Below are 11,616 nucleotides of genomic sequence, written 5' to 3'. Positions count from 1 at the left end.
CCGGAGGGCCGGCGCGTGAGTGGTGACCTGAATGGTTGCCGCCATGCAATTAAACCCGTATCTAGTGATTGAGTTAGGAATTACATGACGACGATTCTTCTGAAGGAAAACGAGCCGTTCGAAGTGGCAATTCGCCGCTTTCGTCGCGCCATCGAAAAGAATGGCCTGATCGCTGAACTGCGTGAGCGCCAGTCGTACGAAAAGCCGACTACGGCTCGCAAGCGCAAGAAGGCAGCAGCTGTTAAGCGTCTGCACAAGCGTCTGCGCAGCCAGATGCTGCCGAAAAAGCTGCACTAAGCACGCTTTTTACGTACGCCGAACGGCGGTGTGAGCTTCGAAAGAAGCCACATCGCCGTTTTGTTTTTGGGCGCCTGATTGTTGCCGTCCGCGTACCGTTGTTATGCCGCGCTTCTCAGTCGCTCGGCCGACAGACCGAACTCGCGCGCGATCGATCCCAGCCGCTCCTGCCACTCCCATGTGCCGAACACGTCGTGCACGTTTTGCAGGCAACTGAGCAAAGAAATGGTCACCGGGTCATAAACGTTGATCCGGGCGCGCAACAGCGCCTTTTTCAGCGCAGCCACGCCGACGTCCATGTAAGCGGGCACTTCGGCCGGTGATTTGCCGATGAAGCGCACCGGCACCCCTTCCATCGCGGTCATATAGTCGCGCGGCTTGATGAAGTTGCCGACAGGGCAGCCGCCACAATAGCCGCGGTAGGCGCCGCCACCCCTCGGCAGCAGTGCGGCGCGCTTCTGGTCGAACAGATGCGTGACGGCCTGATCGTAAATGTCCTGATGGGTCAGGAAGCTGAGGGATTTCATGGTTGGTCTCCCGCGTCCGAGGCGGTGGTTATTTTTGCTATGCGCGCATCGCGTGAGCGCATGGCATCGAGTATCCACCGTGCTTGGTCCGACGAAGGGCCGACTACGAGCGTGAAAGGGCCTTATTTCGCTGCTTTGGCTTTATTGATGCGACGCCCCTTCTTGCCAAGCGACACACACCGCTCGCGACACATGCAACTCGTCTCATGGTCGTTGACCATGCCGACCGCCTGCATGAATGCATAGCAGATCGTCGAGCCGACGAATTTGCAGCCGTAGCGCTTGAGCGCCTTGCTCAGCGCGTCCGATACTTCGGTCGAGGCGGGCGCCTGCTTATACGAAGCCCATTCGTTCTGAATCGGCGTGTCGTCGACGAATGACCAGACGAAGCTCGCGAGCGAGCCGTGTTCGGCCTGGATCTGCTGCACGGCGCGCGCGTTCACAATCGCCGCCTCGATCTTGCCGCGATGCCGCACGATGCTTTCATCCGCAACGAGCGCATCGACGTGCTTCGGCGTGAAGGCCGCGACCTTGTCGATGTCGAAGTCGGCGAACGCGCGCCGGTAGCCGGCGCGCTTGTTGAGTATCGTCGACCAGGACAGACCGGCCTGTGCGCCTTCGAGCACCAGCATCTCGAACAGGTGCTGGTCGTCACGCGAGGGCACGCCCCACTCGGTGTCGTGATACTGTGCGAGCGCTTCGCTCGATACCCAGTTGCATCGTTGTGTCACTGTCGCGCTCCCGCGTGGTCATGTCGTTTGCCAGCATAGCGGAAGCCGTGCGTGTCGGAAGTTGGCCATTCGGCTAATTGCGCGATTCAAACTGACCTGCCACGCTACGCCTTATTCACCCACGGAGCTGATTCGATTCGATGAACCACGACTTCTTTCTGATCGGCGTCGACGGCGGCGGCACCGGCACGCGTGTCGTGCTCGGCGACGCGCAGGGCCGCGAACTGGCGCAGGCGGCCAGCGGCCCGTCGGGCCTTGGCCTCGGTATCCCGCGCGCGTGGCAGTCCATTCAGGCCGCGTGCGGGGAAGCCTTCGAGCGAGCTGGAATCGCGCTGGACTGGTCACGCTGCGTGCTCGGTTGCGGTCTCGCGGGCGTCAACAATCGCGACTGGCTCGCCGAGTTTCATGAGCAGGCGCCGCAGCTAGCCGGACTGGCCGTCGAAAGTGATGCCTACACGACCCTGCTCGGCGCGCACGACGGCGCGCCTGGCGTGATCGTCGCGCTGGGTACCGGCAGCGTCGCGGCGTCGCTCGCGAACGACGGCGAATTCCGCATGGCCAGCGGCTACGGCTTTCCGTCGGGCGACGAAGCGAGCGGCGCTTGGCTCGGCCTGCGGCTGATCGTGCATGCGCAACAGGCGCTCGACGGCCGCGTGCCCGTCGACGATCTCACGCATGCGCTGCTCGCCGATACCGGCGCGCAGGATCGCGACAGCCTCGTCGTGTGGCTGTGCGAGGCCAATCAGACCGCCTATGCGCGGCTTGCGCCGATCGCAATCGCACACCGCGCGCACCCGTTCGCGGCGCGGCTGCTCGGCGAGGCGGGCGTCGAAGTTGGCAAGATGATCGCCGCGCTCGACGCGACGCACGTGCTGCCGGTCGCGTTGTGCGGTGGCCTCGGTGCGCCGTTGCGCGAGTACGTGCCGCACGCATATCAGGCCCGTCTGCGTGAGCCGCGGGCCGATTCGGCGCATGGCGGCTTGGAGCTGGCACGGCGCGAGGCGCAGCGGGTGGCTGGCTCAGACCTGTAAAATACGAGGTTTGACGCTGCCAAGACGGCTCGGCCGTCGGACTTCACCATGTACAAAGTCATCGCCACGGATCTCGACGGCACGCTGCTCAACGCCGATCACCAGGTGGACCCGTTCACGATAGCCACGGTGCGCAAGCTCGAAAGCGACGGGCTGCAGTTCGTGATCGCAACAGGACGGCATTACTGTGACGTCGCGGGCATCCGCGACCTGCTCGGCATCAATCCGTATCTGATCACGTCGAACGGCGCGCGCATTCACGCGCCCGACAACACCGTGATCCATGCCGACGATCTGCCGCCAGAGATCGTCCAGCGTCTCGTGCAGCCCGAAATTGTCGGCGCGCATGGTCGAGTGATCGTCAGTCTGTTTGCAGACGAGGCGTGGCTGATCGACCGCGACGCGCCCCATCTCCTGGAATTCCACCAGGACTCGGGCTTCACGTACGAAGTGACCGATCTGCCGAAGCACGACGGCGTCGACATTGCCAAGGCGCTATATATCGGAGATCCCGCCGATCTCGCACAGGTGGCCGCCAATCTCGAACGCGAATTCGGTGAGCGTCTGTACGTGACGTATTCGTTGCCGGACTGTCTCGAGGTCATGACCGCGAACGTGTCGAAGGGGCGCGCGCTGCAGGTCGTGCTCGAGCGCCTCGGTGTCGACGCATCGCAGTGCGTCGCCTTCGGCGACAACATGAACGACATCGACCTGCTCGAGACGGCCGGCCATCCATTCATGATGAACAATGCCAATCCCGATCTGATCACGCGTCTGCCGCATGTGCCACGCATCGGCAACAATTTCGAGGCGGGCGTTGCGCATCATCTGCGCAAACTGTTTGCGCTCAACGACGAACTGGCGTCCTGAACCTGAGTCGCTGCGATTGAAAACGGCCCGCATCCACAATCACGGATGCGGGCCGCAGAAATTACTCGCGGAGCGCGAAGCGCGCACTCCGCTCACGCCCATCAATCCCGCCAGCCGCGATGCTGGCCGCGATCGTCATGACCCCAGCGATGGTCGTCGTGGCGCCAACCACGGTCATCGCGGTGATAGTCGCGGTAGTAATCGCCCCGCCCGTAGCGATGATCCCAGCCACCGTAGTACACCGGCTCCGGCGCCGCGTAGACGCGCGCCGGCGCGGCATAAACCGGGGCGCCGAGCGATAGGCCCACGCTCAGATCCGTATGCGCCTGCGCGACACCGCATGCGCCCGCCGCGAGTCCGGCAGCAACCAGCAAGTGAGTGACGATGCGTTTCATGTTGTTCTCTCCTGTGAGGCGACGTAGGTTTGTCGCACAGGACCAATGTACGCACTCGCGGCAGGAGGGACTGCGACCAGATGTTACGGACTGCAAGCATCGTCGAAGCCATCGACGGCAGGCGGAAAGGTCGCGAGGGCGCTAGGCGCAGTGACCTCGTCTCGCTTGCAGCCGCGCCCCACGCGGCTTTGCGGCCGATGAACCGAAGCCGCCAGACGGCGCGTCGCGCGCGCTTGCCGATTGACGCACCAGCACGCGTAATCACGGCTTACATCTGTATTACCCGATTAATCTGGCGCACGCTCCGACGCGGACGATGCTGCCGAAGAAGTCGTCCCGGCGGAAGACGCCGTCCCACCCGGCAACGCCGCGCAAGGGCAGTCGGTCGCCCGTCCGTCGAGTCCTTCGCGATCGTGCTTGAAGCTCGCGTGTGGCGTGCCGTTGCGCCAGTCGAGTCTCACGATGTAAATGCTGTCGAAGTCGTCGCTTTGCCATTTCGGCACGTCCTCGGGATTGCCGCCATGCGCGCTCAACATCTGCCGCAGCAGCTTCTCGATCAGATTGTGCTCCCACGCAATGACGATCAACTTGCCGCGATTGGCCGGATCGACGAGCGCGTTGCCAAGTTGGTCGATCTGCGCAAAGCCGTACGGCGTTTGCACCGGCATCTGGAATTGAATCGCGGTCGGCTCGATCGTCGCGAGCGGGCGCACGTAATAGTACGGATGACCGCTGTCGTTTTTTTGCTGGCCAGGGTCCGGTGCATAGATCGCATCGGGTTTGCCGAATTTGGCGGCGATGACGGCCGGCAACGCGAGCGCACGGTTGAGCCCCTGGCAGTCGAGCTGGCCGTAGCCTTGCACGGGTTTTTCGCCGTGTCGAACGAATATGAGGGTTTCGATATTGCCACTGGCCGCGGCGGGGGCGGGGGGCGTGCTCGCAATGACAGCCGCTTCGCTCGTCGCTGCGTACGCAGGCGGTAACGCCAACGTGCTCGCGCACAAGCCGCCGAACGATAGGGCGACGCCCTGCAGGAATCCGCGGAAACGGTTCATCGAAAGCACCTGTGCGAGGCTGGGAGGTCGCCCGATTCTAGCAGCGGTGCGCGCGTGCACGGGGCCGCCGCGGCATGCCCATCGCATTGATGGCCGCAATGAAAAATGGGCGCCGGGGCGCCCATTCATGCTGACTACTCGCCGATCACGCGACCGACGCGTCGACCTGCCCGTCAGTCGAGCGCCAGCGAGCGCGCATCGCTGCGGCGATCCTCGGCGATCAGCGGATACACGAGGCCCGCGATCACCGCACCGATGATCGGTGCGACCCAGAACAACCACAGCTGATCGATCGCAACGCCGCCGACGAACAGCGCCGGGCCCGTGGAGCGTGCCGGATTGACCGACGTGTTCGTGACGGGGATCGAGATCAGGTGGATCAACGTCAGGCACAGGCCGATCGCGATCGGCGCGAAACCGGCCGGTGCGCGACGGTCGGTTGCGCCCAGAATCACGAAAAGGAAGAAGCCCGTCATCACGACTTCGCAAATGAAGGCGGCGGCGAGCGAGTAATGCCCCGGCGATTGCTCACCGTAACCGTTCGTCGCGAAGCCGCTGGCGACCAGGTCGAAGCCCGGCTGACCCGACGCGATCAGCGACAGCACGAAGGCGCCGAGCACCGCGCCGATCACCTGGGCGACGATGTACGGCACCAGATCGCGCGCCGGAAAACGGCCGGCGACCATCAGGCCGACGCTCACCGCCGGATTCAGATGGCAGCCCGAAATATGGCCGATCGCAAATGCCATCGTCAGTACGGTCAGGCCGAACGCCAGCGACACGCCGACGAAGCCGATGCCCAGACCATGAATTGGCCCGGCGAAATTAGCGGCGAGAACCGCGCTGCCGCAGCCCCCGAGCACGAGCCAGAAGGTGCCGAACAGTTCGGCAGCGAGGCGTTTTGACAACTGCATGCTTGATCCTGAAAAGAATGGGTACTTCAGAAGCACGCATCGAAAAGGACGGTACGTGCATTGAACGCTCAATTCTAGGTAGGCAGCGCCAAATCGGGTGTCAAGGATTGTCAATCTGCACAGGATTTATAAGCTATTGTGAGATAAGGCGCAGGTTTTACAATTCCCGCGCTTTAATAAATATCAGAGGAAAACTTGCTAAACCGGTATTAGTGGCCATTGCGAATTTTTATAATTGCAGCTAGTCTGCGGTCGAATGAGTTCTAGAATGGGGAGAACCAAATGTCTCAATACGCCGATCTCAAGGCGCAGATCGCTAAATTGCAGGCACAGGCAGAAGAAGCGCGACGCACGGAAATCGACAATGTCGTCGCCGACATCCGCCAAAAAATCGCCGAATACGGTCTGACGGCGCAGGATCTCGGCTTCGCGGTCGCCGCCAAGCGCGGTCGCCCGCCGAAGAAGACACCGCTGCCGGCAAAATATCAGGATCCTAAATCGGGCAATACGTGGAGCGGGCGCGGAAAACCGCCCAAATGGATCGTCGGCAAGAATCGCGAGCGCTTTCTGATTGGCTCGGCCTGATTTCCGCCCGGGCTGATGCGAGACAGGGTGAAAGCGGACTGAAGGTTGTTGCTGCCCGGCTTATTGGCCGCGCGCTAATCCGCCCTGGAAGCGCAACCATCCGCGTATTAAAAAAGCCGCCCAGGCAGGGCGGCTTTTTCGCGTCCGGCAGCGAGATAACTTCGCATTCCGTGCGTGCAAACGACTTCGATGCCGGCTTCAACCGCTATTGAGCGTTATAAGCAAAGGCTCACAGCGGGCCTTCAAAGCGTAGCGAAAAAACGGCCGGGCACAAAAGCGCCGGCCGGTTTTTTCAAGCGCGCTTAGCCGACCGCCACCTGGCGCAATACCGGGCGCCGCGTCGCTTCAATCAATGCCGAATAACCGTCGATATAGTTCTGCGCCATCGTCTTCGAACTGAAGCGGCGTTCGAACTGCGCGCGGATTTCGCTGCGCGACAGCTCGTCGAGACGCTGCAGCGCGGCGACCGCGCCTTGCACGTCCTCGACGATATAGCCGGTCACGCCGTGGTCGATCACCTCCGGCACCGAGCCGCGATTGAACGCGATAACCGGCGTGCCGCAGGCCATCGACTCGATCATCACGAGGCCGAACGGCTCCGACCAGTCGATCGGGAACAGCAGCGCCTTCGCACCGGACAGAAACTCGGGCTTCTGCGCTTCGTTGATCTCGCCGACGAACTCGACATGCGCCATCGACAGCAGCGGCTCGATCTCGCGCTTGAAGTACTCCATGTCGACCTTGTCCACCTTGGCGGCGATCTTCAGCGGCAGACCGCTTTGCGCGGCGATCTTGATAGCTGTATCGACGCGCTTTTCCGGGCAGATGCGGCCGAGGAACGCGAGGTATTCGGGCTTCTTGTGCGGCTGCGGCGTGAGCAGTTGCTCCGGCAGACCGTGATAGATCGTGTTGAGCCAGTTGGCCTGCTGCAGCGGGATGCGCTGCGAATCCGAAATCGACACGACCGGCACGTGCTGGAACGCGTCGAACACCGGCTGCAATTCCGGCAGATCGAGACGGCCATGCAGCGTGGTCACGAACGGCGTGTCCATCGTCGTGAACAGGGGGAACGGCATGTAGTCGAGGTGGAAGTGCAGCACGTCGAACTCGTGCGCGACCTTGCGGACCTTTTCCATCATCAGCACATGCGGCGCCAATGCGTCGCGAATCGTCGGGTCGAGGCGCAGCGCGCGAGGCCAGCACGCCTCGAGATTCGCGGAGGTGACCGAGTCGCCGCTCGCGAACAGCGTGACGTCATGACCGAGGTCGACCAGCGCTTCGGTCAGATACGACACGACACGTTCGGTGCCGCCATAGAGTTTCGGTGGGACAGCTTCATAAAGCGGCGCGATTTGTGCGATTCGCATGCGTTTTCTCCTGTGTCGATCGGAGCTGGCGCTGGAGCGCTGACTCGGATTCCATGACAGATTTCTGCAACTTACCGGGACTGCGCACGACCGCTGGAATGGTGCGCGCAGCGTATGCCCGACGGGCGGTTGGGCGCGGTTGCTTTCCGCCCGGGGGCCCCGAAATAGGTGTCGGGTAATCCCTTAGCCTCCATTATCGGGATCGACCGCGCTAATTCGAGTTATTTTTCAAACACTTAATGTTGTTACAGCGCGAAACATCGGCCGTTACAGCTTTCGAGCGGGGTTCGATCACGGGCCGTCACCTGATCCGGCAGCGTCATGCCCCCGATTCGAACAAACGCTTAGCAAGTGGAATGCACTGCAGCAAGCGGCGGACCCGAGGGTCGGATGAATCGGGAAATGCCTCTAACCGAGTCACATTGCAGGCGAGTGAAAAGGTCTTATAATTGGTTTCCACCGTTTTTGCGGTGCGGCCGTCAAGTCCCGAAAGCTCACCATCCGGTACACGGCCCAGCCGCAGAAAATCCCTCGCGCATCGTCAGACCCGCCCCGCGCATCGGTTTCATCCCAATCAGCGTCTTCAACGGCAAGACTTGTAGGAATTATTCCTACACAAATGACGGATTAATCCGTCAGACAGCTGGGGTGTCTCTCCGATTTTCGACTGTGTCCCCTTTCGAGACAATGCTTGCCAGACCAGAGACGAGCCGATTCGCGCGGATTGATCGCGCGCGCTCGAGCAAACGTTTCCGCAAAAAAAATCGGCCTGACCAGCCGGGCATACGTACGGGGGAAATCATGAGCGCGACTAGTCAGATGCTCAGTGAGATCAGGGAAGTCAACCTGTCTTATCTGCTACTCGCCCAGCGTCTGCTGCGCGAAGACAAGCCGATGGGCATGTTCCGCATGGGAATTTCGGATCAGCTAGCCGATGTGATCGCCAATCTGTCGTTGGCGCAGACCGTCAAGCTTGCGGCGTCCAACCAGATGCTGTGCCGCTTCCGCTTCGACGACCACGCGGTGCTGTCCGCTCTCGCGGACAAGGACAAGGCCGGCTCGATCGCCCAGGCGCATTCGGCGATCCTGATGGCGAGCCAGCCGGTCGAGCACCTCGGCTGATGGCCAGCAAGAGCGTCGTACTCGAAGTCCGGGAAATTACCCTCGCGATCGAGCTGATTGGACTGGGTGCGCGCCTGCAATTGCTGGAGGCGGAAACCAGTCTGTCGCGCGACCGGCTCATCAGGCTGTACAAGGAACTGAAAGGGGTCTCGCCGCCCAAGGGCATGCTGCCGTTCTCGACCGACTGGTTCATGACCTGGCAGCCGAACTTTCATTCATCGCTGTTCTACAACATCTACCGTTTCATGGCCGATCACGGCGGCTGCCACGCGATCGAATCGATCGTGAAGAGCTACCGGCTCTACCTGGAACACGTGCAGTTGCACGACGACGAGCCGGTGCTCAGCCTCACGCGCGCGTGGACGCTGGTGCGCTTCTTCGACTCGGGCATGCTGCAAATGAGCGCCTGCCGGCGCTGCAGCGGTCACTTCGTCGCGCACGCGCATGATCCGCAGCACGCGTTCGTCTGCGGACTGTGCCAGCCGCCGTCGCGCGCCGGCAAGACGAAGAAGGCGGCGCAAACGCGTGCCGGGCGCCAAATTGCCGTCCCCGGCGTGCCGGCGCTATCACCGCACATGGTCGAGGCACGGGCTCAAGAGGCCCGCTGCACCGCATCCGCGCTCGAAACCCTCGAGACCGTCGAGCTCTGAGCAGCACACGTTGAGGTGGCGCAAGCCTCTGGTTAACACCGGACTCGGGCGCCCCCTTTTTCCCCAAAGTTTTCCGCGCCGGTGCCGTAAACCTGACTAACGACGGTGACCGTCGCTTTTTTGTGAGGGCTCGGCAGTGCTGATTTTCGTGGGAACACTCGTGACGCTATTGTCCGTTTTCGGCGGTTACGCGCTCGAAGGCGGCCATCTCGGCGCGCTGCTGCAACCCGTTGAAGTGCTGATGATCGCCGGGGCAGGCGTTGGCGCGTTCATTCTCGGCAACGGAATGAAGACGATCATGGCGACAGTGCGCGTCATCCCGACCCTGTTCAAGGGTGCGAAATACAACAAGGACGTCTACATGGAGCTGATGGGGCTCCTGTACGTGCTGCTCGCGAAAGCGCGCAAGGAAGGCACGCTGACGCTCGAAGCCGACATCGACGATCCGTCGAAGAGCCCGATCTTCACGCAGTACCCGAAGATCCTCGCCGACAAGCACATCATCGAGTTCCTGACCGACTACCTGCGGCTGATGGTCGGCGGCAACATGAACGCGTTCGAGATCGAAAGCCTGATGGACGAGGAAATCGAGACGCACCACCAGGAAGGCGAGGCGCCCGCGCACGCGCTGACCAAGGTCGGCGACGCGATGCCCGCGTTCGGTATCGTCGCCGCGGTGATGGGCGTGGTGCACACGATGGCCTCGGCCGACAAGCCGCCCGCGGTGCTCGGCGAGATGATCGCGCAGGCGCTGGTCGGCACCTTCCTCGGCATTCTGCTTTCGTACGGGCTGATCGGGCCGCTCGCGAGCGTTGCCGAGCAGCGCGTGACCGAGTCGACCAAGATGTTCCAGTGCATCAAGGTGACGATCCTCGCGAGCCTGAACGGCTACGCGCCGGCGATTGCTGTCGAGTTCGGCCGCAAGGTGCTCTTCTCGACCGAGCGCCCGTCGTTCGCCGAGCTCGAAGAGCACGTGCGCCGCGTCAAGGCCAAATAAGCAGGCGGCGGAACCGAACCGATGAGCAAGGACAAAGACCGCGCAATCGTTGTCAAGCGCGCAACGCCCAAAAAGTCCGGTCATCACGGCGGCGCGTGGAAGCTCGCGTACGCGGACTTCATGACCGCGATGATGGCGTTCTTCCTGCTGATGTGGCTGCTGAGTTCAGCCTCCACCGTGCAGTTGAAAGGCATCGCCGACTACTTCAACCAGCCGCTGAAGATCACGCTGTGGGGCGGCGATCGCAGCGCCGAAGACTCGAGCATCCTGAAGGGCGGCGGACGCGACATCTCGACCGACGCGCAAGGCGTGACCCGCTCGACCGACGGCAGCAGCAGCCGCGCCGAGCGCACCGCCTCGCATAACAACGAAGACTCGGTCAAGCAGTTGCAAGGCGAGCTGGAGCGCCAGGAACAGGTGCGCCTGCACGACCTGCAGGTCAAGCTGATGGCCGCGATCGAGGCCAACCCGGTGCTGCGCCAGTTCAAGCAGCAGATCCGCATCGATTCGACGCTGACCGGCTTGCGCATCGAGATCGTCGACTCGCAGAAGCGGCCCATGTTCGCGACCGCGCGCGACGTCGTCGAGCCGTACATGCGCGACATTCTGCGCGAGATCGGCCATACGCTGAACGACGTGCCGAACCGCATCATCGTGCAGGGCCACACCGACGCGGTGCCGTACGCGGGCGGCGAGAAGGGCTATAGCAACTGGGAGCTGTCGGCCGATCGCGCGAACGCGTCGCGGCGCGAGCTGATCGCGGGCGGCATGGACGAAGCGAAGGTGATGCGCGTGCTCGGTCTCGCCTCGGCGCAGAACCTGAACAAGGCGGACCCGCTCGATCCGGAGAACCGCCGCATCAGCATCATCGTGCTGAACAGGAAGTCGGAGGACGCGCTCAATCACGACGACTCCACGACGGCGACCCTGTCGGACGACGCAGCCGGCTCCAAGCCGCTGCTGCAAAAACTTGCGCAGCCGATGATGGTTGCACCGAAGTTGCCGGCGGCAGCGCCGCCGGCCCAGTAACGGACCGCGGCCGCCGGACGTGGTCCGCGCCTGACCGGCGCGCACC

General features: G+C 62.5%; 14 protein-coding genes. 8 read left to right on the top strand and 6 right to left on the bottom strand.

Features of this window, described 5'->3' with window-relative positions; genetic code table 11:
- The first annotated feature begins 84 nt into the window (after nucleotides 1-84).
- The gene (rpsU, locus tag CI15_RS05565; protein ID WP_006050883.1) at nucleotides 85-297 is read left to right on the top strand and encodes a 30S ribosomal protein S21; all 213 of its coding nucleotides are present in this window, start codon (nucleotides 85-87) and stop codon (nucleotides 295-297) included.
- Between the two features lie 101 nt (nucleotides 298-398).
- Here rpsU and CI15_RS05560 read toward each other — a convergent pair whose 3' ends face one another.
- Both CI15_RS05560 and CI15_RS05555 read right to left on the bottom strand, forming a co-directional pair.
- The gene (locus CI15_RS05560) at nucleotides 399-824 is read right to left on the bottom strand and encodes a hypothetical protein (RefSeq protein ID WP_062125103.1); all 426 of its coding nucleotides are present in this window, start codon (nucleotides 822-824) and stop codon (nucleotides 399-401) included.
- A 122-nt stretch (nucleotides 825-946) separates the two neighbouring features.
- Nucleotides 947-1,555 (bottom strand): DNA-3-methyladenine glycosylase I, encoded by a 609-nt coding sequence (locus tag CI15_RS05555; protein ID WP_062125101.1) that lies wholly within the window; start codon nucleotides 1,553-1,555, stop codon nucleotides 947-949.
- A gap of 140 nt (nucleotides 1,556-1,695) precedes the next feature.
- Between CI15_RS05555 and CI15_RS05550 the strand changes: the two genes are divergently transcribed.
- Both CI15_RS05550 and CI15_RS05545 read left to right on the top strand, forming a co-directional pair.
- Nucleotides 1,696-2,586 (top strand): glucosamine kinase nucleotide-binding domain-containing protein, encoded by an 891-nt coding sequence (locus tag CI15_RS05550; RefSeq protein ID WP_062125100.1) that lies wholly within the window; start codon nucleotides 1,696-1,698, stop codon nucleotides 2,584-2,586.
- A gap of 48 nt (nucleotides 2,587-2,634) precedes the next feature.
- Nucleotides 2,635-3,456, top strand: coding sequence for a Cof-type HAD-IIB family hydrolase (locus CI15_RS05545; RefSeq protein WP_062125098.1), 822 nt, complete (start codon nucleotides 2,635-2,637; stop codon nucleotides 3,454-3,456).
- A gap of 101 nt (nucleotides 3,457-3,557) precedes the next feature.
- On the opposite strand, the gene CI15_RS05540 is transcribed toward CI15_RS05545, so the two are convergent.
- The 3 genes from CI15_RS05540 to aqpZ all read right to left on the bottom strand — a co-directional run bounded on the left by CI15_RS05540 (nucleotide 3,558) and on the right by aqpZ (nucleotide 5,820).
- Nucleotides 3,558-3,851, bottom strand: a complete 294-nt coding sequence (locus CI15_RS05540; RefSeq protein WP_062125096.1) for a PXPV repeat protein — start codon at nucleotides 3,849-3,851, stop codon at nucleotides 3,558-3,560.
- Between the two features lie 287 nt (nucleotides 3,852-4,138).
- The gene (locus CI15_RS05535) at nucleotides 4,139-4,906 is read right to left on the bottom strand and encodes a histidine phosphatase family protein (RefSeq protein WP_062125094.1); all 768 of its coding nucleotides are present in this window, start codon (nucleotides 4,904-4,906) and stop codon (nucleotides 4,139-4,141) included.
- 173 nt (nucleotides 4,907-5,079) lie between these two features.
- Nucleotides 5,080-5,820 carry an aquaporin Z gene (gene aqpZ / locus CI15_RS05530; protein WP_062125092.1) on the bottom strand — a complete coding sequence of 247 codons (741 nt, stop codon included), beginning with the start codon at nucleotides 5,818-5,820 and terminating at the stop codon, nucleotides 5,080-5,082.
- A 282-nt stretch (nucleotides 5,821-6,102) separates the two neighbouring features.
- Between aqpZ and CI15_RS05525 the strand changes: the two genes are divergently transcribed.
- A complete protein-coding gene (locus CI15_RS05525; RefSeq protein ID WP_013090908.1) occupies nucleotides 6,103-6,405 on the top strand; it encodes an H-NS histone family protein in 303 nt (100 codons plus the stop codon).
- 302 nt (nucleotides 6,406-6,707) lie between these two features.
- Here CI15_RS05525 and CI15_RS05520 read toward each other — a convergent pair whose 3' ends face one another.
- Nucleotides 6,708-7,772, bottom strand: coding sequence for a glycosyltransferase family 4 protein (locus CI15_RS05520; protein WP_062125090.1), 1,065 nt, complete (start codon nucleotides 7,770-7,772; stop codon nucleotides 6,708-6,710).
- An 801-nt stretch (nucleotides 7,773-8,573) separates the two neighbouring features.
- On the opposite strand from CI15_RS05520, the gene flhD reads away from it, so the two are divergent.
- The 4 genes from flhD to motB all read left to right on the top strand — a co-directional run bounded on the left by flhD (nucleotide 8,574) and on the right by motB (nucleotide 11,570).
- Nucleotides 8,574-8,894, top strand: coding sequence for a flagellar transcriptional regulator FlhD (flhD, locus tag CI15_RS05515; protein ID WP_062125088.1), 321 nt, complete (start codon nucleotides 8,574-8,576; stop codon nucleotides 8,892-8,894).
- Nucleotides 8,894-9,544: a flagellar transcriptional regulator FlhC gene (gene flhC, locus CI15_RS05510; protein WP_062125086.1), complete on the top strand. Its 651-nt coding sequence runs from the start codon at nucleotides 8,894-8,896 to the stop codon at nucleotides 9,542-9,544. The genes flhD and flhC overlap by 1 nt, the downstream gene beginning before the upstream one ends.
- Before the next feature lie 136 nt (nucleotides 9,545-9,680).
- Nucleotides 9,681-10,541 (top strand): flagellar motor stator protein MotA, encoded by an 861-nt coding sequence (gene motA / locus CI15_RS05505; RefSeq protein ID WP_062125085.1) that lies wholly within the window; start codon nucleotides 9,681-9,683, stop codon nucleotides 10,539-10,541.
- Nucleotides 10,542-10,562: 21 nt separating this feature from the next.
- Nucleotides 10,563-11,570: a flagellar motor protein MotB gene (motB, locus tag CI15_RS05500; RefSeq protein WP_062125083.1), complete on the top strand. Its 1,008-nt coding sequence runs from the start codon at nucleotides 10,563-10,565 to the stop codon at nucleotides 11,568-11,570.
- The last annotated feature ends 46 nt before the right edge of the window (nucleotides 11,571-11,616 follow it).

This window comes from Paraburkholderia monticola (assembly GCF_001580545.1).
In the GTDB taxonomy this organism is placed as follows: domain Bacteria; phylum Pseudomonadota; class Gammaproteobacteria; order Burkholderiales; family Burkholderiaceae; genus Paraburkholderia; species Paraburkholderia monticola.
This window is presented reverse-complemented; position numbering and strand designations above follow the sequence as displayed.

Coding starts and splice junctions, on each gene's coding strand:
- CI15_RS05525 (WP_013090908.1), top strand. CDS start 6,103: ATGTCTCAATACGCCGATCTCAAGGCGCAGATCGCTAAATTGCAGGCA.
- CI15_RS05550 (WP_062125100.1), top strand. CDS start 1,696: ATGAACCACGACTTCTTTCTGATCGGCGTCGACGGCGGCGGCACCGGC.
- flhD (WP_062125088.1), top strand. CDS start 8,574: ATGAGCGCGACTAGTCAGATGCTCAGTGAGATCAGGGAAGTCAACCTG.
- CI15_RS05540 (WP_062125096.1), bottom strand. CDS start 3,851: ATGAAACGCATCGTCACTCACTTGCTGGTTGCTGCCGGACTCGCGGCG.
- CI15_RS05560 (WP_062125103.1), bottom strand. CDS start 824: ATGAAATCCCTCAGCTTCCTGACCCATCAGGACATTTACGATCAGGCC.
- motB (WP_062125083.1), top strand. CDS start 10,563: ATGAGCAAGGACAAAGACCGCGCAATCGTTGTCAAGCGCGCAACGCCC.
- CI15_RS05535 (WP_062125094.1), bottom strand. CDS start 4,906: ATGAACCGTTTCCGCGGATTCCTGCAGGGCGTCGCCCTATCGTTCGGC.
- CI15_RS05545 (WP_062125098.1), top strand. CDS start 2,635: ATGTACAAAGTCATCGCCACGGATCTCGACGGCACGCTGCTCAACGCC.
- flhC (WP_062125086.1), top strand. CDS start 8,894: ATGGCCAGCAAGAGCGTCGTACTCGAAGTCCGGGAAATTACCCTCGCG.
- rpsU (WP_006050883.1), top strand. CDS start 85: ATGACGACGATTCTTCTGAAGGAAAACGAGCCGTTCGAAGTGGCAATT.
- CI15_RS05520 (WP_062125090.1), bottom strand. CDS start 7,772: ATGCGAATCGCACAAATCGCGCCGCTTTATGAAGCTGTCCCACCGAAA.
- aqpZ (WP_062125092.1), bottom strand. CDS start 5,820: ATGCAGTTGTCAAAACGCCTCGCTGCCGAACTGTTCGGCACCTTCTGG.